The 25,965-nt window shown below is 62.9% G+C and carries 25 protein-coding genes; 14 read left to right on the forward strand and 11 right to left on the reverse strand.

Translation table 11 applies throughout. The features are described from left to right. Positions 1 to 44: 44 nt before the first annotated feature. From ACODSP_RS20900 to ACODSP_RS20915, 4 genes are all read right to left on the reverse strand, one after another. Complete coding sequence (locus tag ACODSP_RS20900) at positions 45 to 1,217, reverse strand: glycosyltransferase family 4 protein (RefSeq protein ID WP_488967473.1); 1,173 nt, start codon at positions 1,215 to 1,217, stop codon at positions 45 to 47. Beyond that, positions 1,217 to 2,386, reverse strand: a complete 1,170-nt coding sequence (locus ACODSP_RS20905; RefSeq protein WP_488967474.1) for a glycosyltransferase — start codon at positions 2,384 to 2,386, stop codon at positions 1,217 to 1,219. The genes ACODSP_RS20900 and ACODSP_RS20905 overlap by 1 nt, the downstream gene beginning before the upstream one ends. A 16-nt stretch (positions 2,387 to 2,402) precedes the next feature. Then, positions 2,403 to 3,482 carry a hypothetical protein gene (locus ACODSP_RS20910; protein ID WP_488967475.1) on the reverse strand — a complete coding sequence of 360 codons (1,080 nt, stop codon included), beginning with the start codon at positions 3,480 to 3,482 and terminating at the stop codon, positions 2,403 to 2,405. A gap of 150 nt (positions 3,483 to 3,632) precedes the next feature. Next, on the reverse strand, positions 3,633 to 4,583 hold the full coding sequence (locus tag ACODSP_RS20915; protein WP_488967476.1) for a glycosyltransferase family protein: 951 nt from the start codon (positions 4,581 to 4,583) through the stop codon (positions 3,633 to 3,635). Between the two features lie 357 nt (positions 4,584 to 4,940). On the opposite strand from ACODSP_RS20915, the gene ACODSP_RS20920 reads away from it, so the two are divergent. Then, complete coding sequence (locus ACODSP_RS20920) at positions 4,941 to 6,284, forward strand: nucleotide sugar dehydrogenase (RefSeq protein ID WP_488967477.1); 1,344 nt, start codon at positions 4,941 to 4,943, stop codon at positions 6,282 to 6,284. 48 nt (positions 6,285 to 6,332) lie between these two features. Here ACODSP_RS20920 and ACODSP_RS20925 read toward each other — a convergent pair whose 3' ends face one another. The 3 genes from ACODSP_RS20925 to ACODSP_RS20935 form a co-directional block, all read right to left on the reverse strand. Next, on the reverse strand, positions 6,333 to 7,118 hold the full coding sequence (locus ACODSP_RS20925) for a WecB/TagA/CpsF family glycosyltransferase (protein WP_488967478.1): 786 nt from the start codon (positions 7,116 to 7,118) through the stop codon (positions 6,333 to 6,335). After that, the gene (locus ACODSP_RS20930) at positions 7,112 to 8,425 is read right to left on the reverse strand and encodes a sugar transferase (RefSeq protein WP_488967525.1); all 1,314 of its coding nucleotides are present in this window, start codon (positions 8,423 to 8,425) and stop codon (positions 7,112 to 7,114) included. The genes ACODSP_RS20925 and ACODSP_RS20930 overlap by 7 nt, the downstream gene beginning before the upstream one ends. 151 nt (positions 8,426 to 8,576) lie before the next feature. Further along, positions 8,577 to 9,869 carry an outer membrane beta-barrel protein gene (locus ACODSP_RS20935; RefSeq protein WP_488967479.1) on the reverse strand — a complete coding sequence of 431 codons (1,293 nt, stop codon included), beginning with the start codon at positions 9,867 to 9,869 and terminating at the stop codon, positions 8,577 to 8,579. Between the two features lie 369 nt (positions 9,870 to 10,238). Between ACODSP_RS20935 and ACODSP_RS20940 the strand changes: the two genes are divergently transcribed. The 7 genes from ACODSP_RS20940 to ACODSP_RS20970 all read left to right on the forward strand — a co-directional run bounded on the left by ACODSP_RS20940 (position 10,239) and on the right by ACODSP_RS20970 (position 16,704). Next, positions 10,239 to 11,342, forward strand: a complete 1,104-nt coding sequence (locus tag ACODSP_RS20940; RefSeq protein WP_488967480.1) for a nucleotidyltransferase domain-containing protein — start codon at positions 10,239 to 10,241, stop codon at positions 11,340 to 11,342. 199 nt (positions 11,343 to 11,541) lie between these two features. Further along, positions 11,542 to 12,105, forward strand: a complete 564-nt coding sequence (locus ACODSP_RS20945; RefSeq protein ID WP_488967481.1) for a recombinase family protein — start codon at positions 11,542 to 11,544, stop codon at positions 12,103 to 12,105. Beyond that, entirely contained in the window at positions 12,095 to 12,895 is an 801-nt protein-coding gene (locus ACODSP_RS20950; protein WP_488967482.1) for a class I SAM-dependent methyltransferase, read from the forward strand. Before ACODSP_RS20945 ends, ACODSP_RS20950 begins: the two co-directional genes overlap by 11 nt. A 187-nt stretch (positions 12,896 to 13,082) precedes the next feature. Further along, positions 13,083 to 13,487, forward strand: coding sequence for a lasso peptide biosynthesis B2 protein (locus ACODSP_RS20955; RefSeq protein ID WP_488967483.1), 405 nt, complete (start codon positions 13,083 to 13,085; stop codon positions 13,485 to 13,487). Positions 13,488 to 13,549: 62 nt separating this feature from the next. After that, positions 13,550 to 14,485 (forward strand): putative 2OG-Fe(II) oxygenase, encoded by a 936-nt coding sequence (locus ACODSP_RS20960; RefSeq protein ID WP_488967484.1) that lies wholly within the window; start codon positions 13,550 to 13,552, stop codon positions 14,483 to 14,485. A 96-nt stretch (positions 14,486 to 14,581) separates the two neighbouring features. Beyond that, on the forward strand, positions 14,582 to 14,746 hold the full coding sequence (locus tag ACODSP_RS20965; protein ID WP_488967485.1) for a hypothetical protein: 165 nt from the start codon (positions 14,582 to 14,584) through the stop codon (positions 14,744 to 14,746). Further along, the gene (locus ACODSP_RS20970; protein WP_488967486.1) at positions 14,743 to 16,704 is read left to right on the forward strand and encodes an asparagine synthetase B family protein; all 1,962 of its coding nucleotides are present in this window, start codon (positions 14,743 to 14,745) and stop codon (positions 16,702 to 16,704) included. Before ACODSP_RS20965 ends, ACODSP_RS20970 begins: the two co-directional genes overlap by 4 nt. Before the next feature lie 75 nt (positions 16,705 to 16,779). On the opposite strand, the gene ACODSP_RS20975 is transcribed toward ACODSP_RS20970, so the two are convergent. Next, complete coding sequence (locus tag ACODSP_RS20975) at positions 16,780 to 17,958, reverse strand: JmjC domain-containing protein (RefSeq protein ID WP_488967487.1); 1,179 nt, start codon at positions 17,956 to 17,958, stop codon at positions 16,780 to 16,782. Between the two features lie 244 nt (positions 17,959 to 18,202). Between ACODSP_RS20975 and ACODSP_RS20980 the strand changes: the two genes are divergently transcribed. The 5 genes from ACODSP_RS20980 to ACODSP_RS21000 all read left to right on the forward strand — a co-directional run bounded on the left by ACODSP_RS20980 (position 18,203) and on the right by ACODSP_RS21000 (position 21,738). Continuing rightward, the gene (locus tag ACODSP_RS20980) at positions 18,203 to 19,048 is read left to right on the forward strand and encodes a sulfotransferase domain-containing protein (RefSeq protein ID WP_488967488.1); all 846 of its coding nucleotides are present in this window, start codon (positions 18,203 to 18,205) and stop codon (positions 19,046 to 19,048) included. A gap of 367 nt (positions 19,049 to 19,415) precedes the next feature. Continuing rightward, on the forward strand, positions 19,416 to 19,991 hold the full coding sequence (locus ACODSP_RS20985; RefSeq protein WP_488967489.1) for a phage tail protein: 576 nt from the start codon (positions 19,416 to 19,418) through the stop codon (positions 19,989 to 19,991). 60 nt (positions 19,992 to 20,051) lie between these two features. Next, positions 20,052 to 20,603, forward strand: a complete 552-nt coding sequence (locus tag ACODSP_RS20990) for a phage tail protein (protein WP_488967490.1) — start codon at positions 20,052 to 20,054, stop codon at positions 20,601 to 20,603. Between the two features lie 24 nt (positions 20,604 to 20,627). After that, a complete protein-coding gene (locus ACODSP_RS20995; protein WP_488967491.1) occupies positions 20,628 to 21,200 on the forward strand; it encodes a phage tail protein in 573 nt (190 codons plus the stop codon). A gap of 58 nt (positions 21,201 to 21,258) precedes the next feature. Then, positions 21,259 to 21,738: a GNAT family N-acetyltransferase gene (locus tag ACODSP_RS21000; RefSeq protein ID WP_488967492.1), complete on the forward strand. Its 480-nt coding sequence runs from the start codon at positions 21,259 to 21,261 to the stop codon at positions 21,736 to 21,738. Between the two features lie 58 nt (positions 21,739 to 21,796). On the opposite strand, the gene ACODSP_RS21005 is transcribed toward ACODSP_RS21000, so the two are convergent. The 3 genes from ACODSP_RS21005 to ACODSP_RS21015 form a co-directional block, all read right to left on the reverse strand. Then, entirely contained in the window at positions 21,797 to 22,090 is a 294-nt protein-coding gene (locus tag ACODSP_RS21005; protein WP_488967493.1) for a DUF6916 family protein, read from the reverse strand. 83 nt (positions 22,091 to 22,173) lie between these two features. Continuing rightward, positions 22,174 to 23,013 (reverse strand): sulfotransferase domain-containing protein, encoded by an 840-nt coding sequence (locus ACODSP_RS21010; protein WP_488967494.1) that lies wholly within the window; start codon positions 23,011 to 23,013, stop codon positions 22,174 to 22,176. Between the two features lie 5 nt (positions 23,014 to 23,018). Then, entirely contained in the window at positions 23,019 to 23,924 is a 906-nt protein-coding gene (locus ACODSP_RS21015; RefSeq protein WP_488967495.1) for a hypothetical protein, read from the reverse strand. Positions 23,925 to 24,143: 219 nt separating this feature from the next. Between ACODSP_RS21015 and ACODSP_RS21020 the strand changes: the two genes are divergently transcribed. After that, positions 24,144 to 25,961 (forward strand): tetratricopeptide repeat protein, encoded by a 1,818-nt coding sequence (locus ACODSP_RS21020; RefSeq protein WP_488967496.1) that lies wholly within the window; start codon positions 24,144 to 24,146, stop codon positions 25,959 to 25,961. Positions 25,962 to 25,965 lie beyond the last annotated feature (4 nt).

The raw sequence follows: 25,965 nt of genomic DNA on the forward strand, positions 1-25,965 counted from the left end.
AATCATCAGGGAATATTATAGATCGTCGTCCCTGACATGATTGGTCACGCCATTTTTAATGCACGCAGGAGAGAGCGGTAATTGGCAGCAATCGCGGGGGCAGTGAAAGTCCCGCGGGCACGTGCCAGACCGGCAGCGGAGAGGCTTTCCCACCGGGCAGGGTCGCAGAGTATCATGTCCATTGCCCCGCAGAGCGCTTCTGCATCCAGGGGATCGACCAGCAATCCCGCCCCGCCCTGGTCCAACAGCCAGGGAACGGCCCCGGACCGGTGGCCGCCGATCACCGGCGTACCGGCCGCCATCGCTTCTAATACGACCTGTCCGAAGGATTCTTCCAAGGAAGGATGGATATAGAGATGGGCGCGTGACAGCGCGTCCAGCACCACCGCATTGGGTTGAAAGCCGGCAAAGCGGACATTGTCGGTCAGATGATGGGTCCGCGCCCATTGTTCGGCTGCCTGGCCCGGCCCATGATCATGGCCATAGAAGGTCAGATGGGCGGTCGGCCGTCCTTGGCGGAAAAGAGCAAACGCCCGCAGCAAGGTGCTTGTATTCTTGAGACGGCCCCAGCCATTGGCGATGCAGGCCAGCGCGAGATCCCCGCCGGGCCAGGAACGCGGCAGGGCACAAAAGCTGCTCTCTTCCAGCGGTTGGCCGACAATGGCACATTCCTTTCCACTGAACCGCCGCACAAGCCCCGCGATATGCGGGGACGGGGCAGCCAGATGGCTGCTTGTCGCCAAGGTCCACCCGAACATGGCCAGTCGACCCAGCCGATAAAGATCCGGGCTGTGGCGCAGAATCGTCGGCGCCCAGTCGCATACGGAAATCAATGTCGGCCGTCCCGCAGCCCGCGCGCCCAGGGCGAATTCATAGCACCAGTGGGCACTGACCACGTCCGGCGGGTCGGACAAGACCATGTCCCGCATGGTACGGCGCTCCACGGCCATCAGGTCCCGCATCCGATGCCGGGCCCGGTAGGGACCGATATGCAGGGTGAAACCGTCCCTCTCAAAGCGCAGCGGGCGGGAAATGGATGGATCCAGCGTATAAAGCACGACCTGGTCGCCACCTTCCAGGAAGGCTCGCACCAACCGGGAGATCACTGTCGATCCCAGTCCGTCGGGCAGGTCCCTTCCCGGCAGGAGGGGTGCCAGAAGACCGATATCCGCCGGGGCGGCAATACCGATCCGCATCGGTTCCTGGGCACTGGTCATCAAAGTCCCTGATAAAGGTCCAGATATTGGCGGATGCCGCTGCCCGTGCTGAAATGCCGCCGCATCGCCTGGGCCAGGCTGTCGCCGATGCCGCGCCGCGCCGCTTCCGGCAGAACGGCCAGCGCCTTGATCTGCTGGATGATGCCCGACGCGTCGGGCTCGCAATAGCGGATTTCGGGGGCCAGGGCACGGAAATCCGCCAGACCCGGCCGGTCCGACAGAATGGCAGGAAGGCCGGTCGCCATGGCCTCGATCGCCGCGATGCCCACCCCCTCCCAAAGGGACGGCATCACGAAAATGTCCGCCGCCCACAGATGGCTGCGCACATCCCCACTTTCCCCGGCGCATCGCAACCGGTCACCCAAGCCCAGCCGGACGGCCCGCGCGGTCAGGGATCGGCCGGTCGCATCCTCCAGATGGCTGCCCACATGCAGATAATCCATCCGCCCTTGCGGCCAGAGGGCCAGCGCCTCCAGGATATTATCCTGATTCTTCAAAGGGATGTAGCTACCCACGCTGACGATCACCCGTTGGTCCGGGCCATAGCCCAGCCTTGCCCGTGCCGCCGCCCGCTCATCCGGGGTTGGCGGGCGGTAATGGGTATCGTCATACCAGTTGGGGCACAGCCGCGCGGGCAACCCGAAGCGTGACCGCTCATTGTCCTGCACCGACCGGCTGGGCGCAATGAAGGTGACGTTCAGCAGCCGGCGGCAGAACTGGCGCTCCAGCATCTTGCGCAGACGCAGCGGCCCGTTAAACAGGAAAGTGCTGTGAACAGTCCGCACCACCCGGGCCGACGGTGCGGCCAGCAGGGCATAAAGCGGATAGGCCCGTTCGCTGTGGATATGCACCACATCGAAACCGCCCTCGGCGACCAGCCTGCGCACCTGGGCGAAGAAGGTGACCTTCTTGATGAAGGGCATGTGGTGAAGCACATAGCCTTTGCGCGCCAGAATGGGGGCGAAAGGGCCGATGTCGTCGCCGGTGGACAATATATGCGATTGCCAGCCCGCCGCCGCAAAGGCGGGCCCGGCGCAGGCCAACATGGTCTCCGCCCCCGAAAACCGCAATTCATTCAGAATATGCAGTATTTTCCGGGGAGCCTTAACCTCGCCATCCTCCTGACCGGGCTTTGTGGGGCTGCTGAAGGCCACGATCAGGCCATTCACCGGCGCCCAGGCGCCGTCAGCTGGGGCTGGCGGTAAAAATCGGGGTTTCCACCACGACCGGATTGACCGTCGGGTTGTTCTGCGGGGTGGTATTCTGTTGGGGGGCTGCCTGCGTGGTACCGGTCCCCGGGGTGTTTTCGGGGGCGGCAGCGACATTCGTTCCCCCCAGGATAGCGTTCACCTGTGCGGCATTGCTGGCATTGGAAGTGCTCAAAGTGGTGGAGGCGCTGGCTTGGTTCAGCGTCGTGGTCACGCTGGACGCTGCCGAGGGGGACGCCGCCGTCACGGTGGAGGAAGTGGCGGCACTGTAGGCATTGGCCATGACGGAGATGGCCGCCTGCGGTGAGACCTGATAGATGACCGGGTTGGTGGCGATCTGCGTGACCGCGACGGAAATGCTGGCGACGGTCGCCGGTGCGGCGGCCTGGGCCGCTGGTTGGACCGCCACCCGAGCGGCCGTGGTGATGACGTTCAGGGTCTGCGCCGGAGCAGCGGCCTGCGAGGCCTGCGACTGCACGGCCTGGACCGCCGAACTGGCAAGCTGCACCGCGGCGGCCGGTGCCACCGCCAGGATATTTTCGGCCAGGGTGACGGCCTGCAGGCTGACATTGGCGGCCACCGTCGGATTGTTGGCAGTGGCGGCGGCGGCAATGGTTGCGGTCGCGACGCTGGCCGCGGCGGCGGGGGCGACGCGCTGTACCGGCGGGGAGACGAAGATGCGCGATGCCGTGGTCAGAACGGTCGCCGTCTGCACCGGGGCGGAACTCTGCACCGTCGTGGCACGCACAATCTCGACCGCAGCGCCAGCCACCTGGATCGCGGCCTGGGGGTTGGTGGAAACCATCTGCTCGGCCACCGCGACCACATTGTTGGCCAGGTTGGCGGCCTGCTGCGGGTTACCGCCTGACAAGGTGGTGATCACGGTCTGAACCGCCTGCGGATTGCCGGCCAGCACGGCCGCGCGAAGGGCCGGCGGCAGACTGTTGATCGTCGCCCCCGTCTGGCTTTGCTGGGCCTGCGCGGGCGCGACCTGGGTTCCGGCAAGCATGGCGGCGGCGGCCACAGCAGCAAGGGCGCAACGACGGAACATGCTCATATGAGAAACCCCATGGGTCCGATAGAAAGGCAACGCCCCCCTTTATACATCCGCCGACACGTATCGGAAAGGCGTCAGTACCACTATTTGTTAAGAAACTATCCACCCATGATCAGAAAAGGCTGCGACGCAAAGGACTGGGAAGAGAGTTCATGCCCAGCCCAGGACCGCATGGGGCCATTCATCCTCCAGGCGGACGCCGGGGGCGAAGAAATCGAGCTGAGGAAGGGGGGTGGGGGTGCCGGCAAGGCCGGCCTTGCGCACCTGAGCAACGATCTCCAGCATCAACCGGCTGCGATGATACTGGCTGTGCCCCGCCACCATGTGCGCGGCAGCCCTGCCCCCCAGTGCCAGCCATTCGGCATCGCCCAGCCCCAGCAGCCGGTCACATTGGCCCAGCATACCGCGGATGCTGCGGGCCAGATGCCAATGTTCCCCGTCCAGGAACAATGTCTCCGTGCGTGGCATATGGAATTCCACATAGGGGATGCCCGACCGCATGGCGATCTGTGCCCGGTCGGAGGTGTAGTAGTTCATGGCTGAATGGGGGAAGGCGCCCACCACCACCCGCGCCTGCCGCATGATGGCAACCTGTTGGTCGTAGGGGATGGGGCCTTGTGCGCCAGGCACCCTTTCCCAGCCTTGGCCGAAAAGGCCGAACCGTTTCCCGTAACGTTTGAAAAGCGCTGCGACCTGCCGGTAACGCTGCATGCGCGCATAGAACATGAAATGGGTTGGGTTCATGTTCCGCCATTGATTGCCGATCATCACCACATCGAACTCGGCATTGTACCGCGCCGGGTCCAGATCGGTATCGAAACGCACGTGACAATAGCCATTGGGCATCAGCGTGACGCGCCGGGCACCGCCACGGACCAGATCTCGGGCAACCCCGCCCATCTGCGTGGCAAAGGTCAGATCGGACAGGCGGCTGGCGATGCGTAGGGAGGCGGGCGGGCGGCGGGTGAAGCGCCCGAATCCGTCACCCGAACTGGTCACCACCGTCGGGTGCCATGGCAACTGCTTCACCGTTTCGATAAAACCCGTCGGATCGGGGATTGGCCCATGGAAATATTGCAGGAAGACCACGTCCGCGCGCATCCGGCGGATCTGATGCAAAGCCCACTCCCAGGTTGCAGGCCAGCCCCGCTCTTCAGCACTGCCATGATATGGCAGTGCTTCATATGCGCTTAACACCCCCTCCGACAAAAGCCGTCTAAAGCTCTCATCCACCCCAACCGCTTCCGAAAGCATCCGACACTGCATCAGTACGAATAAGCGCATTCTCCACTTTCCGGCCGGGTACCCATGGCCTGTACCATGTCGGGAAACCCCTGGTAGAGCAAGGTCATTGGCCTCTTGCGAGAGGGAGTGTCAGCATCGCGCTATCCCTGGGCCCCGTGGACACGGCATAGTGACGGCATGCCTGATGTGACCAATCAAACCACCGATAGCTTTATGAGCCAGAGCCCCGTGATCGACACTACCCTGCTGGAACAACGCTACCTTGACCGGCAGGCCGCCATCGCCGTCATCGGCCTGGGCTATGTCGGGCTGCCACTGGCGCTGGCGCTTGCCGGGCGCGGCTTTGCCATTACGGGCCTGGATATCGATGTCGCCAAGGTGGCGATGCTGAATGAGGGCCGTTCCTATATCAGACAGATCAGCGATGAACGGGTGGCCGGCGCCGTGGCGACGGGACTGTTTCAGGCGACCACCGAGCCTGGCGCGCTACGGGCTTGCGACGCCGTCATCATCTGCGTGCCCACCCCGCTATCGGCGCAGCGGGAGCCGGATCTGACCTATGTGATAGAAACCACCCAGATGATCCGTGACCAGTTACGACACGGACAGCTTATCATACTGGAATCCACCACCTATCCCGGCACGACGGACGAGGTGGTGCGTCCGATCCTGGAGCAGACGGGACTGGTCAGCGGACGGGATTTCTTTCTCGCCTTTTCTCCCGAGCGGGAGGATCCTGGCAATATCGAATTCACCACCAGCCGCATACCCAAGGTGGTGGGCGCCGACAGTCCCGCCGCCGCCCGCCTGGCCGTGGCGCTGTATGAACAGATCGTCCCTCGGACGGTGCTGGTTTCCAGCAGCCGCGCGGCGGAAGCCACCAAGCTGACGGAAAACATCTTCCGTGCCGTCAATATCGCCATGGTCAACGAACTGAAGGTCATCTATGGCGCCATGGGCATCGATGTGTGGGAGGTGATCGAGGCGGCCAAGACCAAGCCCTTCGGCTTCATGCCCTTCTATCCGGGTCCTGGGCTGGGCGGGCACTGTATTCCGATCGACCCTTTCTATCTCACCTGGAAGGCGCGCGAATTCGGCATTTCCACGCGGTTCATCGAACTGGCGGGTGAGGTGAACACCATGATGCCGCGGTACGTGCTGGACCAGCTGGTCCTGGCATTGGACAGGCATCACGGCATCGGGCTCAGCCGAAGCCGTATCCTGCTGGTCGGCATGGCCTATAAGAAAAACGTAGATGACAGCCGGGAATCCCCTGGCCTCCACCTGATGGATATGCTGTTGGAACGGGGAGCATCGGTCGACTACCACGATCCCTTCATCCCGATGCTGCCATCGACGCGGGAACATCCCAAACTTGCCGGACGTGTCTCCATTGCCTGGGAAGCCGGGGCCTTGGCGCTTTATGATGCCGCGATAATCGTGACCGATCACGACTGCGTAGATTATGAACTGCTGCTGTCAACCTGCCCGGTGATTGTCGATACGCGCAATGCCCTGCGAAACGGCCGGGCTGTCGGCCACGTGGTCAAGGCCTGAAGCCTATAGAGAACTGTGACCAGTCACGACCATTCGCACCGGATGAGGTCAAATGTCTTTCATTCGGCGCAGATGCCGGCGGATTTCCTCCATCAGACTAAGAACCGCGAAGCGGGGTACGGTTTGCAGATAGCGTCCGGACAGGCGCCTGGGTTCCGTCGCCAGACGGAACATCCATTCCAGACCTGTACGGCGCAGCCAGACCGGTGCCTGTGGCTTGGAACCGGACAGGAAGTCGAAAGCGGCTCCCACGCCGCACAATAATGGAGCGGCCAGACGGGAGCGGTTGCGCGCCATCCACAGATCCTGCCGTGGCGCCCCCAACGAGACCCAGACGATATCCGGCTTCGCCCTGTCGATGATGGCGATATGCTCCGCCTCCATCTCCTCATCCCATTGCCCCATCGGGGGGGAAAGGGTGCCGGCGACGGCAAGGCCGGGATAATGCCGGCGCAGCCGGTCCACCAGCCGGTCCAGGACAGGGGTGCTGGAGCCGAAGAAGAAATGCCGGAAAGGGCGCTGCTCCCGCCGGACACCGTGGCTGATCAGGGCCTCCATGAAATCCGGCCCGTAGACGCGCCCCACGGCATGGCCCCGCATCCGGCCTAGCCAGACCAGGGGCATGCCGTCGGCCCCGACCAGATGGGCACCATCGAAGGCCCGGCGCACCTCCGGATGGTCACGGGCCTCCAGAATGGAACGGGCATCGGCATGGCACGTATAGGCGTGCTCGCCACGCAGCACCCAACCGGCGGCCAGCGTCACGGCGTCCGGCAAGGTGATCATATGCACGGGCACGCCCAGGATGGGCACGCGCGGCGGGGCGCTCACCATGCCCCGCGCCCTCGCAGGATTTCCACGACCGTTCGGGCCAGAATGTATATATCAAGCCAGATCGACCAGTTGCGGACATAGTAGCTGTCCAGCCGCTCCATCTCCGTCAGCGGTAGGGAACTGCGGCCGGAAACCTGCCACAGGCCGGTGATGCCTGGCAGCACCTTGGCGCGCATGTCACAGGCGGCTGCCGACATGGTCTGCAGATGATAATCGGGCAGGGGACGGGGGCCGACGATACTCATCTCACCGCGCAGGACATTCAGCAGCTGCGGCAGTTCATCGATGCTGAGCCGGCGCATGAGGCGAGCGACGATGGGGATCAGGCGCGGATCGTGGCGCAGCTTCATGGCAGCGTCCCATTCCGCCCTGGCATCGGCCGAACTGTCCAGCAGGGCTTGCAGGCGCTGGTCGGCATCGGGATACATGCTGCGCAGCTTCAGCACCGGGAACGTCTTGTTCCCCAGGCCGTGGCGGCGCTGACTGTAGAAGATGGAACCCGGCGAGAGAAGCTGCACCACCAGCACGAAGGGCAGGCAGATCAGGAGGGCCGGCGGCAACAGCAGACCGCCCAGCACCACATCCATGCTCCTCTTGAACAGCCGGTTCCAGGGGAGCAGCAGGTTGCGCCGCATCTCCAGGCCAAGCTGTCCCCCCAGGTCGCGGGCGACGACCCATTGGCTCTGCATGTCGCTCAAGCCCGTGGCAAGCACCACTTTCCGGTAAGGCAGTTGGTCAGCCAGTGCCAGTGAAGCGATGCTGTCCGTGGCCAGGAGGGCGAGGGTGACATGGTCGGGCCGGGGCGGTGACGCCGCAGGGGGGATCTCGCTCTCCAGGGCCGGTATCCAACCCAGCTCGGGGTGAGCATGCAGGATCGTCATCAATCTTGCCCGCGCCGGGGCTGTGCCCAGCACCGCCACCGGCATACCCCAAAACCCGTGCCGGATCAGCAGCGCACGCACCAGCGCATCGGCCAGGGGCATGGCGATGATCGCCATCGCCGACGCAATCAGCATGATCCCGCGCGACCATTGCCCGCCCAGGGCGATATGGTCGAACAGCAGCATGGCCGCGAAATAGACGGCCGTCAGCGTGACGCGCAGCCGCAACCGATCCACGGCAGAGCGGCCATAGCCGGGGGTAAGGCCGCCGACAAAATAGATCAGGGGCAGTGCCAGGACGGCCAGATGCACACCCTGATAGATTTCCGGGCCGACACCGATCGGCAGCCAGTCAGCCATTTTCAGGCGTGCCCAGGTCGCCGAGGCAACGATCGCCTGCAACAGCAGCCCGTCGCAGAACAGCATCGCCAAGCAAACCCACCAGCTGCCGCGCCTCACCCCGGCCAGGGAGGCACGCCGCTGTCGTGGAGCATGGTCAATCAACATGTCCGCAGGCATTCATACCTCTTGCCCTCCTGCCTTAACCGGGGCACGGAGGTTTCAGGGTCAGGCCCGGTCAGATGCGCCAGCCGACGCGAAGGGCAACCACAATCTGGTTGAAGGTGGCGCTATCGATCGTGGAAGTCCGGTCACGATAGCCCAACTCGCCGCTGACATAATATTCAGGAGCCAGGGCAAGCGTCCCGCGCAGACGCGTATCATAGGTCCAGTCCTTGCGCTCGTTGCCCCGGAAATTGTCACGCAGCACCGAGCCGATGGCGGTCACGACCAGATTGCGGCTCAGCTCATGGCGCACCACCATGGAGCCGGAGGTGCGCACGATGCCCGCGGAACCGGCAACCGTCGTTTCCTGCACGGAACGTTCCAGGGACGGGACGACCACCGTCATGCGGGTGGGCGTCCAGTTGAAGCTGGCATTGAGCGAATAGCCTTGGGAATCGTTCAGGCGGCGGTCCTTGTAATCCTGCTGCATATAGCCAACCAGGAATTCACCGCGGATCAGATCGGTGATATCAACCCCCAGGCCGGCCTCCAGACGGTGACCGTCGCTGGAACGCTGGTACCCCGCATCATCGAGCCTGTCGTCATACCGCCGCCAGTTCTGGGTACCGGAAACAAGCATCGAGTAACCGGTACGGAATTCATAACCGGCACGGGCGGTAAGGGAGGTTTCCAGACGGTCGCGATCATCATTGTTGATGACGGAACCGTCGGAGGTCCTGACATCGGCGTAATCGCGCTCCGCCATGTCCAACCCAGCGCCTAGGGTTATGCGCCCCATCTGGGACTTCGTGCTCAGGCTGCCGATGGCCGCCCGCGACCGGGTCGGCTTCCTGCCGCCCGCGTCATCGGGGCTGCCGCGATCCTCGTAATACTGGTTCAGCTCGGCACGGCCGTTGGCTTCCCACTCCTTGGTGAAATCATAGCGGCCATCGCCCAGGAATACGCCGTCCAGATGGTTGTCGGCACTGTTCTTGGCATAGATCGACTGGTCCAGACGCGCCAGGATGTTCAGCGCATGGACCGGGAAACGCGACCGCAAGCGCACTTCCGGCGTGACGCGGGTGATCAGGTCGCCCCTCGTATCATTCTTGGTCGCGTAGATGTTGCTGTTATAGACGCCAGACAGTTCCACCTGGGGCAGCATCAGGAAGCTGCCCATCTCCACGCCCTTGGGCTGATAGGACTCGTCCAGGCGCTTGCTGTCATCGCTGTCCGTGGTGCCGGGGCTGCTGTCGCGGACAATGGCCGCACTGTTGCCCGCAGCCCGGCCCGCGGCAGTGGAACTGGCGGTCGATTGCGCCAATGCCGTCACGCTGAATACCGGGCTGAGAGAAATGAGCGCCATCAGCACCGCGGTACCTGCCGCTTTGGAGACGTTTTCCTGGACCCCAAGGGTGGGGAGAGAAAACATGTCCTTGGAAAAGGCCCGCATGACGTCAACTCACTGAAGCTTGAACAACGGAAGCCCACCGTAACACTTCATATAATACAATCAATAAGTTTGTTATTATCCAGGCTGGGCGACCAAAGCTTGAGTGCGGGATGAACCCTGAAAATTTCCCCTATTGGATGCCGGACAGGGGATGGCTGTCATGGTTTATGCCACCCCGCCATGCTAACACAGGAACCCGTTCCATCCGCTCTCCACAATTGGAAAAGGGGAGCCCGCCACAGCTCCTCCACATCTGACAGTCCTCTGCGGGCCCGTACACGCATGCCTTCCATCACCGATCACCCTTTCCTGATCATGGCGACCATGGTGGCCAAGGCTACGGGCCTGCCGGGGCCTGCGATCATGCCCACAGCGGTGGATTGGCGCGGATTCCAGGCGCTGTGCAACCGTCACCACGTGGCACCCCTGGTCTTCCAGGCCGCCCCGCAATGGCCTGGCCTGCCTGAAGAGGTGCTGGACGGCATGCGGCAGGCCGCACGCAGTTCAGGCTGCGCGGGCCTGGGGCGGATCGCGGCGCAAGCGGAGATCGCGCGGGCCCTGCAGCAGGCCGGTATCCGCTTCCTGGTACTGAAGGGAGTGCCCCTGTCGGTTCTGCTGTTCGACGATCCGGTCCGCCGCAGCAGCGGTGACATCGACCTGCTGGTCGCACCGGCTGATTTCGCCACCGCCCGCCGGGTCCTCCACGATCTGGGCTACCGGTTGGCCCCCGGCATGCCCCCCCTTGGCGCGGACACCGCGCCGCAAGCCTGTCCGCGCGATCTGATCCTGCACCGTGGCCCCGTCTGGGTGGAACTGCATCAGCGCCTGACAGACAACCCCGATCGCCTCCCCTTCGATTTCGATACGCTCCATGCGGGAAGACAGCTGGTGACGGTGGCCGGCCTGGCGATCCCGACCCTGGGGCCTGCGCATCAGGGCATTTATCTTTTCGTCCATGGAGCTGGCCATGGGTGGGAACGGCTGGCCTGGCTGACCGATATCGCCCTGCTGTGCCGCGACCGCGAGATGGCGGCGGGCCTTGGCGCGCAGATTAGATCCCTTGGCATGGAGAGGGCAGGCGGGCAGGCCTTTGCGCTCATCCGGTTGTTGCTGGGAGCGGCCCCGCCCCCCGGCATCCGGGTTCCAACACATCCCGGTTGGCTGACACGCTGGCTGGCGACGGGGCATGCGGGGCCCAGACGCGGTCCTGTCTGGGCATTGCGGACCCTGTGTATGCACTGGGTGGGCTGGCGGTTGCGCGGGGGCCTGGCGGCCTTTCGCCAGGAAGTCGCCCTGGACCTTTTCCCGGATCAGCCCACCGGCCCCCTGGACCGGTTGCGCCCCGTTTCACGGCTGGCCGGCTTTCTCTGGCGCCGATTGCGTTGAGGGGAACCACCCCGTCAGCCCTGGCACCGCAGATGACCTGTCATGGCCGAAGACATATTGTTTGGGTATACTCTTACAAGACAATCCTGTGAGACGGCGGCCACCGTCTCAAAAGGGTATGTTTTTACTTTCCGAGACGTTATCCTGTCTTGGTCTAGACCCTAACGGGACAAACATCCCCCTTACGGGACACCCCCCCATGGCCCTGTACGGATATGCCCGCGCCTCCACCACCGGCCAGGATGTGACGATCCAGGTGGAAACGCTGACCCGGGCCGGCTGTGCCGTGGTACGCGCCGAGAAGGCCAGCGGGTCCAGCCGCAAGGGCCGGTCGGAACTGGCCCTGCTGCTGGAATTCCTGCGGCCCGGCGACACGCTGCTGGTCACCCGCATCGACCGGCTGGCCCGATCCATCAAGGATTTGCAGGATATTGTGGCGGAGCTGCGGGCCAAGGCCGTGGACCTGCGCGCCACCGAACAGCCCATCGACACCGGCACCGCCGCCGGCAAGGCCTTCCTGGACATGCTGGGTGTGTTCGCGGAGTTCGAGACGAACCTGCGCCGGGAACGCCAGATGGAAGGGATCAGGGCTGCAAAGGCCAAGGGCGTCTATAAGGGTCGCAAGGCCCGGATTGATGCGGACGCGGTCAGGCGCCTGAAGGCCGAGGGCATGGGGGCGACCGCCATCGCGCGGCACCTGGGCATCGGCCGGGCGTCGGTCTATCGGCTGCTGGCAGGAGAGGTACAGCGGGATGTGGCCTAAGGATGCCCTGAAGCGGCTGGTGCGGGCATTGCCGGGGAGCCGCCATCTGATCCCGCTTTACCGTTTCGCCCTGGGGGAAGATGCACGCCATGCCAGCCTGTGGAAACCACCCCCGGCAGGCCTGTTCCAACCTTTCGCGACAACGGCAGTAGACCGGTATCCACGGCTGTTCGCCTTCGCATGCGACAGGCTGGGCGATGGGCCGGACAGGCGTATCCTCTCCTTTGGATGTTCAACAGGGGAAGAGGTGTTCAGCCTGCGCCGCTATTTCCCCCAGGCCCAGATCCGGGGGATCGACATCAACCCCCGCAATATTGCGCGCGCCCAGGCCCGCCTCAGGCACCTGGGCGATCCTCGCCTGTCATTCAGCATTGCCGCCTCTGCCACTGGAGAGGGCGTGGACAGCTATGACGCGGTTTTTGCCATGGCTGTCTTCCGGCATGGGGAGTTGGGGGATTTTCGTCCGAGCTGTTCCTCCCTGCTCCAGTTTGCCGATTTTGAGCAATCCCTGGTGGAATTATCGGCCTGCCTGAAGCCAGGCGGCCTGCTTTTCCTGCGTCATACCAATTTCCGTTTCCAGGATACGGGGGGGCCCAGCAGTTCGATCTGCTGCTGGAAAGACCACGCAATCCCCAGACACCGGTTTATGGCCGGGATGAAGCGCTGCTGCCCAGCCAACCCGTGCTGGAGGGGGTCGCCTTCCGCAAGCAGGGTCCGTATGACGCCAACGACCATCATTTATGACCGTTGGTACGGCGGCGACCAACGCCGCGCCGCATGTGCAGCGTAGCCAGGCCAGCAGATGCAGGTGCCGACGCTTGACGGGCAGGAAAGATTGACCAAAGGTCAAGGTTTACTGCCGCTGATATGAAACAGGGAAGAGGCCAGTTTAACAGCTTGTATCTGCCTGACAACCACTGCCATTGCGTTCACGATAAGCTAGACTGACTGTTCCTTTACAATGAGGCACACCGACCTTGCGTATTCCCCGACCGATCATGGTGGAGGCAGCCCTGGCGCTGCTGCTGGCCCGACTGTCGCTGTCGCTGCCCGCCTCCTGGCTGTTGCGGGGAGCAGAGCGCGGCGATTGGGAGGGGGATGCCCGTCTCTCTGACGATCCTCGCGCCAGGCAGGTCGCCCAGGCACTGGACCGGGCAGCCAGACGGCTGCCCTTTCACACGACCTGCCTGGTCAGGGCCTTGGCGGGGCGGACCATGCTGCGACGCCGGGCCATCCCCAGCGTGCTGCATCTGGGCGTCGCCCGTCAGAACGGGGCGCTGGCCGCCCATGCCTGGCTGACAGCAGAGGGGGGCATGATCACGGGTGGAGAAGAAGCGCCAGCCTTCCTGCCTCTGGCGAAAATACCGGCAGGCAGGATATGAGGCGCATGCTGTGATCTCTGAGAGGATGACCAATTACTGAAACGATCGGGAGCACTCAGGCCATGACCGACAAACCACAGCCAGAGGTAGTCATGGTCGCACGGCAGGCAGCCTTTCTGCTGATCCAGGGGAAGACCGATCAGGCCGCCATACTCTGCGGTCGCCTGCGGGAACTCGATCTGACCTTGAAACACTTCAGTACCTTCATCGATCTGTTAACCATAGCATTGCCGCGTGAACGCCTCTATCCCCTGGTCCGCGGCCTTGTGGATGCCGGCTTCAACAATGCGCGCAGCCTGGACCTGCTGGCCACCACCGCGGCCTGGGCAGGCAACCGCGACGCTGTCAGGGACATTATGGATTTGGGCCGTTTCCTGTCCGTCGAAAGGTTGCATGGACCCGGCGAGCCCGATCTGGCACCGTTGACCATAGAGCTCAGCACGGCATTGGACCGTTATGACCAGCCTAACTATCGATCCATCCGCATGGGATGGCGTCGTAACCATCTGGAACGGGAGGACAACCCCGTCATACGCCGGATGATTGACCGGCTTTGGCAGGCTGCGCTCCGCTATATTGACCGGCTGCCGGTCGATCTGAACAATCCGTTCGCGCGTTTTCGCCCCGCAGGCCTGTGCCTGCGGGCCTGGAGTGTTGTGTCAGATGCGGCCACGTACCATGTGCAGCATCTGCATGCCGCCAGTTGGATCAATGGCGTCTATTATGTGGTCGTGCCTCCAATAGTGGCCAATTCGGTGGGTAAGCCCGGGTGGCTGCGCGTAGGACCTGCCGCCAACCGGGGTTTCGCAGCAGACGATGGTTGGGACGAGCGCTGGATACGTCCTGAGCCTGGCATGGCCGTCATCATGCCCAGCCATTTCAGCCATGGGACAACACCTCTGGGTATTGAAGGCCGACGGATTTGCGTGGCCTTCGATCTGCACGCCGCAAGGGAGGACAAGGCCGAGTATCGCCTGCCTGCGGTGGCCGACAGGTAAGGTCAGCTCATCCAGCAAGTAAACTTTGCGAGAGGAACCGCACAATGGTATCCGTTGATGTAGAAGATGCTGTCAGACGGCAGGAAAGATAAAGGCATGGATCAGGAACTCGATCAGGATAAAGGCTTGGTAACGGGCCGCAGCGCAGCTGAACGACTGGCATGGCGGACGCCGCGGCTGCAGGTGCTCAGTCTCGACCAAACGCGGAACAACTCAACCGTAACCGATGACACGCCGCATGGTGCCAAAGACCCGTCATGACGGGTTTGCTGTACGGGGCGGTGGACCTGCGGCACCCCGACACCAGACCTGAAAGAAATTCAGCCGACCCTTGTCTGGTCAGCTTGTCAAGCCATCTCAGCGGCGCCAAGATTCACAGCAATGGCGATGGTCCCTGCCTCCTAGCGTTGGCAGGGACCTCAGTGGTAGGGGAAGGCGTGTGCCGCCCCTCCGTTCACGCGAACGGACGCTATGTTCTGGCATTGGACGGATGGCTTGCTGATCGTGCGGGCCTGACCGCTTCCCTCGGACTGGAAGAAGGCTACGCGGCCACGGACAACAACCTGATCGCCTCGGCATTGCTGCGCTGGGGTGATGCGGGACTGGATCGACTGCACGGCCAGTTCGCGCTCGCCTGGTGGGATCGGTCGGAGCAACGGCTGTTGCTGGCTTGCGACCGCACAGGCGGACGGACGCTTTTCTATCACCAGTCACCGTCGGGCGAAGGGCTGCGCTTTGCGTCAGCCATTGGCGTGTTGCTGGCCGACCCCGCGATCCCCCGCCGGATCGATCCCGTGGCCCTGGCAGGGATCAGCCTGTACGGCAACTACAGCTTCAATCCTCGGATCGCGGCGAGTGCCACGTGCTTTGTCGGCGTCGATCAGATTGTCGCGGCTCATAAGCTGGTCATGACCCGCAATGGCATCCGGGTGGAACCGTACTGGAGGCTCGATCATACGCGCCGCATCCGGTTTCGCCGCGACAGCGACTATGTCGAAGCCGCACGGGAATTGCTGGACCGGGTCGTCGCCGACAATCTGCGCGGCCTCGGTCAGCGGGGACAAGGCCCTATCGTATCCATGCTGTCGGGAGGGCTCGACTCCTCCGCCGTCACAACCACCGCGGCGCGGCTGGTGGCACCCGGGCCGGTGCATAGCTTGACGGCGCGCTCTGATCCGGCAACCCCCGCCCTGGGGCCTGGCAACAGCTGGTTCACCGATGAATGGCCACATGCCCAAGCTACAGCAGCACTCCACCCCAATATCCGGGCCGAGCTGTGCCAGGGGCAATTTGAACCGGTCGAGGATTGGCTGCGTCGTCAGTTTCCATGGACCGGACGGCCCCCGGTCAGCCTGATCGCGGGGATATGGTATCAGGGACTCTGGCGGCGGGTGCGGGAATTGCGGGCGCCGGCATTGCTGAGTGGGCGGGCGGGCAACGCTACATTGACCGCTTCGGCGCTGTCGACCTTCGTGCGCCCCGACCGTCTGGGGGACTGGCCATCGGCCTTCGCCGACGCATGGGCCCATGTCCGTTACACGCCGGATCGCCGGACCATCATGAATGCGCTGCGCGGTCTCGTCCCGCAATCCGCAAAGGAATGGCTGCGCACAGGGAGGCGCTCGCCGCCATGGCTTCGACGGACCGGTCTTTCGCCAACCTACCTGGACATGGCTGCCGCAGACACGGTTTGGGCAGCGCAGGTGGCGGGGATAGGCGACGTGCCGTTCCGGCAACGATGGCGCGTCATGCTGATGGAAAGCACCTGGCACCGCAACAGCCTGTTCAGCCCCATGCGCCACGTCCATGGGTTCGAATATCGTGACCCGCTCGGCGACGTGCGGATGGCGGAATTCTGTTTTTCCCTGCCCGATGATCAATTCACCTGCGGTCGCCAGGACCGTTTCCTAGCCCGGCGGGTCCTGGCCGACCGGTTGCCGGCCAGCGTCGTCACAGAGAGGCGCAAGGGACGCCAACTGGCGGAGTGGCATGATTGGATGACACGGCTCAGGCCCTGGATGCGGGCGGAGCTGGATCGGCTCGACGATAGCGCGCTGGGCCGTGAAATGATCGACCTGCCACGGTTGCGTGCCACGCTGGACAACTGGCCAGATGCTGCCGAGGCGGCCGAACCCCGCTATCTGGAACTGACAAGCGCACTGGGTAGCGGTATCGGCCTCGGCATGTTCCTGCGCTGGGCAGAAGGCGGCAACCGCTAACAGGCTGCGGAAACAGCTCCGGCGATTGACGGGCAGGAAAGATTGACCAAAGGCCAAGGTTTATTGACCTTGGTATCAACCCTCCAATAGAATCAGCAATCCATCCGCCGCGAGATCGGCAACGCTTTGCATGATGTCCGCTGGCTGGGCATCGGCCATCACCGGGAAGAGATCGGATACCTGCAAGGTCTGGGCGTTAAGCGCCTCTTTCAATATCGTCGCCTCGCGGGCGTTCAGCCGCCATGTCTTGTCGCCTGCGGTGATCTCCGTGGGCGAGGTGTCAAAAACAGCGGCAGGCGGCCGACGGCGTAGTGCCGGTTGAAACCTCCGCTCCGGCGTGACACGGGAGATCATCCTCAGCGAGGTGAAGTGAAGCGGTGTACGCTCCCGATCCAGCCGCACCAGCAGATCGTCAATATCAAGCGCCTCCACGGCTTGATGCATCAGCGCCTTGACCGCGCTCATCCACGCCTCACGATCCTGATGCGGTGCAATGACAGGCAGATCCCGCCGACAAATGGTATCCGCCCGACAGGCCCGAGCCAAGGCGCGTGCCAGGTCATCAAGGCGCGGGGGGGTGATCGTTACCGTCAGATGGACCGAATCCTCGCCGTCCAGTACCTGCGCCCAATGAACCTCGCCGCGGGGCAGATACAGGACATCTCCCGACCGCAGGATGCCTTCCCATTCTGGAACGCCCAGCCTCGCCGGGTCATCATAAACAGGATTCCCGGTCGGATATGGTTCTCTTTGCCCCCAGGACCGCCATGCCTTCCTTCCATGAACCTGTAAGATCAGCACATTATGGTCGTCCCAATGCGGTTTGAATGCACTTTGTTGCGTGAAGGAGGCATAGGCGTTGGTATGAACCGGTGCCCGCAGCTCTCGCTCGACCACCGCGTTCATAAGGGCAATATTCCGCTCCATGCCCTGTATATTGTTGATGATGATGCTGAGTCCCTGGCGACAATGCCCATGAAGGGCAGCGACATTGAGATGGGTATCTCCGGGTCGGTCTTTTCTGCGCACAAGTGACATTTCAATGGGAAGCTTAAAGCCGCCACGGGCCATCTCTATCTGTCCCGAAGAGATACGGTCTGGCGTTATCAAGGCGTTCAGCCTGTCCCAGGGCAAAAGGGCCGCAAATTCGCTGCTTTGCTCCGTATGCAGCAGAATCCGTTGGTGAGCATTGACCGCATCAAGCAGGAGTGTCGGCTCATGAGGGCGTAAAAGATCGGATAACGAGCCAATCATCAGCGATTATTCCTAGTGGGGAACATCGGCCAGTTGCCCACAGCATAATAAGTCCGTGGATTTTTGACCACAGGACGCAATGCGGTCTATCGCGGGTCACGACAATGCGCTTCCAGCTGTAGCGTGTCCACACCGCTCCTCACGTGGCATTGCGAATAGCACCCCTTTGAACTCAAGAGGCCTTTCCTTCCGGGCCTGACCGGGACATGTTCAAGAATCGCCGTGTTTTTGAGGGAGACGTCCAATGCCATCAAGGGGCGGGTTTGTCTGGCTGGCCTCTTATCCAAAGTCGGGGAACACCTGGATTCGGTTGGCATTGCACAGTCTGTTCAAGGGCGGCGCGCCGGTAAGTTTCGCGATCCCGTTCCAGTTCGCCCCGCTTGTTGGCGACATCACGCAGCTGGAAGCCGTGCTTGACGTGGAGGCGAGCGAACTGACTGCGGCGGAGTTGGAGGAATGGCTGCCGGACTGCCTGATGCAGTCGGCGGCGGACGCAACGGACATGCAGTTCCGTAAAGTCCACGACCATTGGGCGCGCACCCCTTCGGGTCGCCTGCGCTTTCCAACAGCCGCGACGCGCGCGGCCATTTACCTAGTACGTGATCCGCGGGACGTTGCCGTATCCTGGGCCCATCACTCCAATATCGGGATTGATGAGGCCATCGACTTCATGGCCGATATCGATGCTGTCCTGGACAGGGGGGGTAAGGGGGGCAGGACACGTTCTCTTCCGCAACCCTTGTCGAGTTGGAGCCGGCATGTGGAAAGCTGGCTGAATGCCGACCCCGCTCCCATGACGCTCCGATACGAAGACATGCTGGCGGATCCCTTCTCGTCCCTGACCCGCGTTGCGGAACATTGCGGAGTTTCAGCCGATGCTGCTGCAATGGAGCGCGCGGTGGCCGCAACCCGATTTGACCATCTGGTGAATGAAGAGACGGCCCATGGCTTCCACATCGGCCAAGTGCCAGGGCAGAAATTTTTCCGCCGGGGGAAGGCCGGAGGCTGGCGCGACAGCTTGAGCGCCGCCCAGGCTGAGCGCATCCGGCGCGACCATGGCGCCATGATGAACAAGTTCAGGTATGACTGAAGACCGCATGCCCGACAAAGAGACTATACCGACGGTCAAAATTGTTGACTGTCGGTACGGGGTGGCCAGGCCCACGGATGTAAACACCGACGATTGAGGGGCGGGAAAGATTGCCCAAAGGTCAACACTTCAAGTCGATGATATGAGTATCACCCACCCAGGGCAATGCCATCCATCAGGCAATCTGTGAATGCATTATTAACAGGCTTCAAGCCGACAGCCGTACATATACGGCGCTTTCTGTCAATTAAAAGAAGCAATCAACTAACAACAAAGCAACTTTACTGATAGGTAGATATAGGGTCATATGCCTTACATCCGAACAAGGGTGGGACAGCCCTATCATGGATCGCGAACGGAGGAGCTTATGTCGGAATCCTTTCTCGGAGAGATCGCGCTCTTCGCCTTCAACAATGTACCGGATGGGTGGCTGCCCTGTGAGGGCCAGCAACTGACCATAACGCAGAATCAGGCGTTGTACAGCCTTCTGGGTAGAACCTATGGCGGTGATGGCGCAACATATTTCAATCTTCCTGACCTGCGCGGCCGGACACCGGTCCATTACGGGTTGATGCAGGACGCTACCCGTATTCTTCCAGCAGGCCAGGTCCTCACCATGGGTGCAAGTGGCGGAACAGAGACGGTAACCCTGAACCTGACCCAGGTGCCGGCCCATAGCCACCAGTTCACAACCGTTTCGACGAATCCATCAGCTTCGACCGTGCTGGCAAATGCGACCCTGTCCATTGCCCAGAAGGCAACCACGACGGCGGCGACGGCCCCCAATGCCCCGCCTGTCTACGCCGCTCCCGGCGCGTTGGTGACCTTGAACACGGGCTCGCTTGCCCCTGCCGGCAGTAGCCAAGCCCATGAAAACCGTCAGCCTTATCTGGCTTTGCAGTACTGCATCTGTAAATCGGGTCTTTACCCCACGCGGAACTGACCACCCCCCCTTCCCCTCCCCCGGGAGGTCACCGATCCTGTCAGAGCCAGGAGATAAAGCATGACAAGCGCATATGTTGGTCAGATCACGCTGTTTGCGGGCAGTTTTCCCCCCGTCAATTGGAAATTCTGCGACGGCAGCCTGCTGAACATCCAGGCCTACCCGGCCTTGTACGCCCTGATTGGCACAATCTATGGCGGCGATGGCGCCACAACCTTCGGCCTGCCGAACCTGCGAGGCCGCATCGCCGTCGGGAAGTCCAATACACCACCGCCGGGTATGACAGGCACTTATCCGCTGGCCAGTGCCGGGGGCACCTCCGATGTGAACCTCACTGTGGGCCAGTACCCCAATCACGACCATAACCTGAGCGTGACGACGGCCACGGCTACGGCAAACAGCCCAAGCGCGACCCTGATGCCGGCCGCCCTGCCCGCAGGGTTCCAGGCCTATGTCACGCCGAATGCGGGTGCAACCCTGACACCGGTCAGTCTCAGCGCCAACGCCGTTACCACATATACCGGCGGCGGTTATAGCCACACCAATCTGATGCCGACGATGAACCTGAACTATATCATCTGTGCGAATGGCCTTTTCCCCGATTTCAACTAACGCCGGCGTATAAGGAGACAAGCAATGGCTGATCCATTCATCGGCGAAATTCGCCCCTTTGCGTTCAACTTCACCCCGGCGGGATGGCTGCCCTGCAACGGTCAGCAATATCAAGTCGTTCAGTATCAGGCATTGGCCTCCATCCTTGGAAACCGCTTCGGCGGAAGCTGGCCACAGACATTCAATGTTCCGGACCTGCGGGGACGCGCCGCCACAAACTGTGAGGGCTCAGGCACTTGGCCGCTCCCTTCCGTCCCCCCGTCGCTGGGCTTAGCCTGGGGAACCAACGCGGTAACACTGAGTGCAGCCCAGGTCCCGCCGCACACCCATCAAGCGTTCGGCGTGGGTGCCTTGGCAAATGCCACGGCCACCGGCACCGCGACCGCCACCTCGTACCTTTCCCTTCTCCGGGCGGCGAACATTGCTTATGACCTCTGGTCGACGGATACGCCGTCGAATGGCGCGCTCTCGCCCCAGATGATCAATAGCCTTGGGGGCGGGGCTGGCGGCGTTGCACAGTCGCACAACAACAATTCGCCGTACCTGACCTTCAATTTCTGCATCAATCACGATGGCATATACCCCACCCAGAACTGATGCGATTGAGGCTGAGGGTAACCCGCAGGGAACCCCACTTCCCCCCGTGCCCGCAGATTTGGCGGCACGGGGGGTTGGCCTGCGCCTTGAACAGCCGGATGATGGACTGTTCCAACGCGATCTTTTCATTCTCGGCCGATGGCCGGAGATGGTGACAAGCGGCTGGCCAGAACAGGCGATCATTTCCTTTCTGGCCCAGCAGTCAGCGTTCCAGCAACAGCATTACCGCGCCCAATATCCGGATGCGGCCTGGGGGGTCATTACCCGGGACGGGATGCCGGGCGGGCGGCTTTACCTCCAGCAAGGCGCGCAGGACATCCGGATCATCGATATCCTGCTCCACCCTGCGCTTCATGGGCAGGGGATCGGCAGCGGCATTATCCGGGCCGTGTTTGATCAAGCACGGGCGGCTGGGCTTTCCGTCTCCCTGTCGGTGGAGGATCACAATCATGGAGCCCGCCGGCTGTATGAGCGTCTGGGCTTTGCCTATCAAGGACTGCACGGCATACACCATACGCTGACCTGGACACCGTCCTGACCCACATCGTGACAGGGCCCCCCGTGCCCTGGCCGGGGGCTTTTCCACGGGCCAGGCGTCAACCGATGCCGATCCCGTAAAGATAGGCGTCCGTCTCGACATCATGCTGCGTCGGACCCAGACCAAGATCCAGCGCCCCGAAGGCCGGATGCTCGACCCGGTAGCATGCATGGGGGAACAGCACCCCCGGCGGCCCCCGCAGCGCGATCTGAAAAATCGGGTTGAACTCCGGCGGCAGACCCCGGCGGTCGCGTTCCTCTACCCGTAGCACCGTCAAGGGCACGGCTCCGCCCGGCGTGATCACGGTCAGCACCTCCCCTTCCAGGGATTTAGCCAACGTGAAAGTCAACATGCTCTCCTCCTCTCTTCCGGTCTGGTCCCAGCCAGTTCAAATACCATCATCCAAAGCGGTTACATTCCAGGGTGGTGAAAGGGTCACACATAGCCCATACGCACCATGACATGGCCATGGTCGCGTTCGATCCGGGCGGCCTGCTCACGGGACAGTTCCTGCCGCCAGCCGCCCGCGACACCTCGGCGAAAAAATGGCCGGCCCCGAACCTGACCGTTGCGAAAGCCATGCTCCGCCTCGGCCTGACGCAAGCTGTCAAACTGCGTCGCCGCCGCAGCCGCTGGTGCCGCCGCCGCATCCATCAGCAGATGCCGGGCCGCCCGAGCAAAGGAACCGGCAGAGTCAGCTTGCATGTCCTCATATCGCAGCACCAGGGGGGCCGGCACCGCGGACAACCAGCCTTGCACATGCAGGCTCCAGGTCGACAGGTGCTGGGCGAATGCCGTAACAATGCCGCCGGTGCGCATGGCCCATGTGGTCCCGGGATCGGCCATGGAGGCAATGGCCTGATCCACCGAAAAGTCGTTATGGTGGGCCAAGGATATGGCCACATCCCGCGGATCGCGAACGATGTAGAGGCTGGCCAAGGTGGCCTCGGGCGGGAACAAAGGCAGGCCCGAGGGGGTGCGCTCCCAGGCCTCATGAACCCGGCGGTAAAGAGGGCCATTAGCCTCCCGTGCCATCTGGATAGCAGCGCGCGCCCGCATGTCCTGGCATTCAGCCGGGGTGAAATCGCTGGATTCAATATCCAAGGTCAGTTCCACCTCACGCCGGTCGGCGGCGAAGGGAGCGAAGGCCAGAGGCTGACTGAAATCAGGTTGGACGCCGCCCGCCCGCAGACTGGCCAGGGCCAGCCGCATCCAGGTATTGCCCGATTTGGGATAGGAAGCGATCCAGCAATATCCGCCGCCCCGAACCGTCATGCCGGTCACGCCCCCAGGGATGTCAGCAGGGCGTCCAGGTCCGCCTCATCCCCCGGCCGGCGCAGGGCATGGGCTCCCCCCAGGGCGGACAGCAGCCGCGGCACCGCCGTCATCTGGTCCGTCGTCATGCCAAGCCGTCCCATCAGCTGCGGGCGGTACAGAATCTCTCCACTGCGCGCCAGGGCCTCCACAACGCTAAGCCGCCGCAGCCCTGGCTGCAGCGCATTTGGCCCTTCCAGCAGAATCAGCCGCGTGAGAGGAGTCGGTTCGGCATGGAACGATCCCCCGATGGGAAGATGAAACTTGTCCAGGGTTGGCCGGGTCCGCTCCAGCCCCTCCGGCGACAGACCCAGCCGATCCATCGCGTCCCGCCACAGCTTCAACCGCGGAAAGGTCGGCTGCACCCTTGGCCCGCCGAGCACTGACAGGTCCACCATCGTGACGTCATCCGCCAGCAGGGACAGCCCGCGCTGCATCAGACGCGCCGCCAAGGTCGACTTGCCTATGCCCGACGGGCCGGCGAAGGCGACGGCCCCACCGGGAACCCGTACACAGGACGCATGCAGGGGCAGCAGGCCACGCCGCAGCGCGGCTATGGCGAAGACCGTGCCATACAGGAATGTACGCTGACTGGTGGATGCGGGATCCATCACCGCGTCGACGGTGACCCGGCCACCATCGGGTGCCACCCGCCAAGCCGCTATCTCCGGTATTTCAAACCGGCTGGTACCATCGGCGGCAACCTGAAGGAAAGGCCGGTTCACCACGGGATCGACCAAAGGGGGAACCGGACCTTGATCCACCACCAGATCGGCGGGACGATCATCACCGCTCCAGATGATCAGGTCAGGCAGAGGGAAGGTAGATGAGACCCGCAGCCCGCCGAAACAATGGTCGAGTACAGCTTCCACCCGGCCTTCGGACGGGGCGGCGGGGGGAATGGCGCTTTGGGAGCAGGTGACAGGCACAGCAGGCACAGCTTTCTTAGGCACAGATCGACCATGGTAAACGAGGGTTGGGATAGTCACCCGGCGGCTGCTCTATTTCAAGAGAGCTCCGCTTCCTTGTCCAACACGACTGATTAAGGATATAGGAATTATGACTATTGTTTAGGATCGACGGAATTAAGCATGCTCGCCACCTACCAGACGGCCCGATCCCTGCTCCTCGAAGGCCAGACGGATGCCGCTCTGGAAATGCTGGATACCCTTTCGCGGGATGGTACGGCCACGCCGGACGCGTTGGCTCTGCTGGGCAACCTGCTACAGCAGGCAGGCAGACAGGCGGAAGCCATCCCAGTCCTGGAGCAGGTGTTCGTAGCGCGACCGGACATGACGAACGCACTGGCTGATCTGGGCCGGAGTCTCGCCGATATTGGTCGGAACGAAGAGGCGCTGGAGGTTCTGCGGGAAGTGGTACGCCGGGTCCCTGGGCATTCCTGCTGCGGACGCTTGGGTGACCTGCTGGCCAAAAAAGGCATCTATCTCATTGATGCGAACGAACTGCGAGCGGGCGTCGCCTTGTTGGAAGAGGCGATGAGCGTGATCGGGCTGGTGCCGGATGTAGCCGCCATGCTGGCCCTGGGGCACCATCGGCTGGGGAATCATCTGGCGGCCTTGCCGCTGCTGGAGGAAGCGCTGCAGCACTGGCCGGACCATCCGGCCTGCCTGGTGAACATGGCCTCCACCCTGGATGCCCTGAACCGGCACGAGGAGGCGGAGGCTTGCTGCCGACGGGTCCTGGACCATGTTTCTCCCGATCTGGCCGCTGCCTGGTGCAATCTCGGCGTCGCCTTGCGCGGCCAGGGACGGCTGGAGGAGGCGGAACGGATCATGCGGCATGCCCATGACCTGGATCCGGCACAGATTCCGGCCTTGGCCAACCTGGGTAGCTTCGCCTCCATCCTGGGTCGCTTCGATGAAAGCATCGCGTGGTACCGCCAAGCACTGGCGCAGGAACCCAGGAACCCCGTTATCCGGTTCCTGATGGCCTGCGATCGGTTACGGGCGGGCGACTGGGAGGCGGGCTGGGCCCATTATGAGCATCGGGCGGAACATCCAACCAATAACGTCGCTTGGCCCCTGCTGGCCGGCTTACCCCGCTGGGAAGGGGGTGATCCGGCCGGCCTGCGCATCCTGCTGGTGGAAGAACAGGGCTATGGCGACCGGCTGCAATTCTTCCGTTATGCCCGCCTGCTGGCTGACCGGGGAGCCACTGTCGGGCTGGCGACCCTGCCCTCCCTGCGTCGCCTGTTCCGGCAGAGTGACCAGCGCATCATCCTGGTCGATCCTGACGCACCGGTAGAATCTGGGGCGTGGGATTGCGGGGTGCCCTTGATGTCCCTGCCGCACCGGTTTGCCACCCGGGTGGAAACGGTGCCGAACGCCCCCTATCTGAGCGCGGATACTATACAGGCCGCAGCCTGGAAAGAACGCCTCGCCGATCTGCGAGGGCTGCGGGTCGGCTTGGTCTGGGCTGGTGATTCCCGACCCAATGATCCCAGTGCCAACGGCATCGACCGTCGGCGCAGCATGACCTTGTCGCAGTTCGCCCCCCTTGCGGCCATCCCAGGCGTCCATCTGATCAGCTTGCAGAAAGGGCCGCCCGCCGCCCAGGTGGGCGATGCCTCCTTCCCGATCCTGGACTGGACGGCGGAATTGGCGGACTTTGCCGATACGGCAGCTCTGGCCGTGAACATGGATCTGATCGTATCGGTTGATACGGCCCCTATCCATCTGGCCGGGGGGCTTGGCGTGCCGGTGCTGATGCTCTCCCGCTTCGACAATTGCTGGCGCTGGCTGCACAACCGTGAGGACACGCCCTGGTATCCAACGATGCGTATATTCCATCAGCAGGCCTGGAACGACTGGTCCGTGCCGCTGGCCCGGATGGTGGAGGCGGTCACCGCCACCGCCGGAGCCCATGCCCGCGTTGCAGCAGGGGCCTGATGAT

Source organism: Niveispirillum sp. FG156 (assembly GCF_057809555.1).

Bases quoted from the DNA above. Each gene is read 5' to 3' on its own strand.
- ACODSP_RS20900 (WP_488967473.1), bottom strand. From the start codon at position 1,217: ATGACCAGTGCCCAGGAACCGATGCGGATCGGTATTGCCGCCCCGGCG.
- ACODSP_RS20940 (WP_488967480.1), top strand. From the start codon at position 10,239: ATGCCTTCCATCACCGATCACCCTTTCCTGATCATGGCGACCATGGTG.
- ACODSP_RS20960 (WP_488967484.1), top strand. From the start codon at position 13,550: ATGACCGACAAACCACAGCCAGAGGTAGTCATGGTCGCACGGCAGGCA.
- ACODSP_RS20985 (WP_488967489.1), top strand. From the start codon at position 19,416: ATGTCGGAATCCTTTCTCGGAGAGATCGCGCTCTTCGCCTTCAACAAT.
- ACODSP_RS20935 (WP_488967479.1), bottom strand. From the start codon at position 9,869: ATGGCGCTCATTTCTCTCAGCCCGGTATTCAGCGTGACGGCATTGGCG.
- ACODSP_RS20970 (WP_488967486.1), top strand. From the start codon at position 14,743: ATGACGGGTTTGCTGTACGGGGCGGTGGACCTGCGGCACCCCGACACC.
- ACODSP_RS20950 (WP_488967482.1), top strand. From the start codon at position 12,095: ATGTGGCCTAAGGATGCCCTGAAGCGGCTGGTGCGGGCATTGCCGGGG.
- ACODSP_RS21010 (WP_488967494.1), bottom strand. From the start codon at position 23,013: ATGACGGTTCGGGGCGGCGGATATTGCTGGATCGCTTCCTATCCCAAA.
- ACODSP_RS20995 (WP_488967491.1), top strand. From the start codon at position 20,628: ATGGCTGATCCATTCATCGGCGAAATTCGCCCCTTTGCGTTCAACTTC.
- ACODSP_RS20975 (WP_488967487.1), bottom strand. From the start codon at position 17,958: ATGATTGGCTCGTTATCCGATCTTTTACGCCCTCATGAGCCGACACTC.
- ACODSP_RS21005 (WP_488967493.1), bottom strand. From the start codon at position 22,090: ATGTTGACTTTCACGTTGGCTAAATCCCTGGAAGGGGAGGTGCTGACC.
- ACODSP_RS21020 (WP_488967496.1), top strand. From the start codon at position 24,144: ATGCTCGCCACCTACCAGACGGCCCGATCCCTGCTCCTCGAAGGCCAG.
- ACODSP_RS20910 (WP_488967475.1), bottom strand. From the start codon at position 3,482: ATGAGCATGTTCCGTCGTTGCGCCCTTGCTGCTGTGGCCGCCGCCGCC.
- ACODSP_RS20990 (WP_488967490.1), top strand. From the start codon at position 20,052: ATGACAAGCGCATATGTTGGTCAGATCACGCTGTTTGCGGGCAGTTTT.
- ACODSP_RS20925 (WP_488967478.1), bottom strand. From the start codon at position 7,118: ATGGTGAGCGCCCCGCCGCGCGTGCCCATCCTGGGCGTGCCCGTGCAT.
- ACODSP_RS20965 (WP_488967485.1), top strand. From the start codon at position 14,582: ATGGATCAGGAACTCGATCAGGATAAAGGCTTGGTAACGGGCCGCAGC.
- ACODSP_RS20945 (WP_488967481.1), top strand. From the start codon at position 11,542: ATGGCCCTGTACGGATATGCCCGCGCCTCCACCACCGGCCAGGATGTG.
- ACODSP_RS20930 (WP_488967525.1), bottom strand. From the start codon at position 8,425: ATGCTGTTCTGCGACGGGCTGCTGTTGCAGGCGATCGTTGCCTCGGCG.
- ACODSP_RS20920 (WP_488967477.1), top strand. From the start codon at position 4,941: ATGAGCCAGAGCCCCGTGATCGACACTACCCTGCTGGAACAACGCTAC.
- ACODSP_RS20980 (WP_488967488.1), top strand. From the start codon at position 18,203: ATGCCATCAAGGGGCGGGTTTGTCTGGCTGGCCTCTTATCCAAAGTCG.
- ACODSP_RS20915 (WP_488967476.1), bottom strand. From the start codon at position 4,583: ATGCGCGCGGACGTGGTCTTCCTGCAATATTTCCATGGGCCAATCCCC.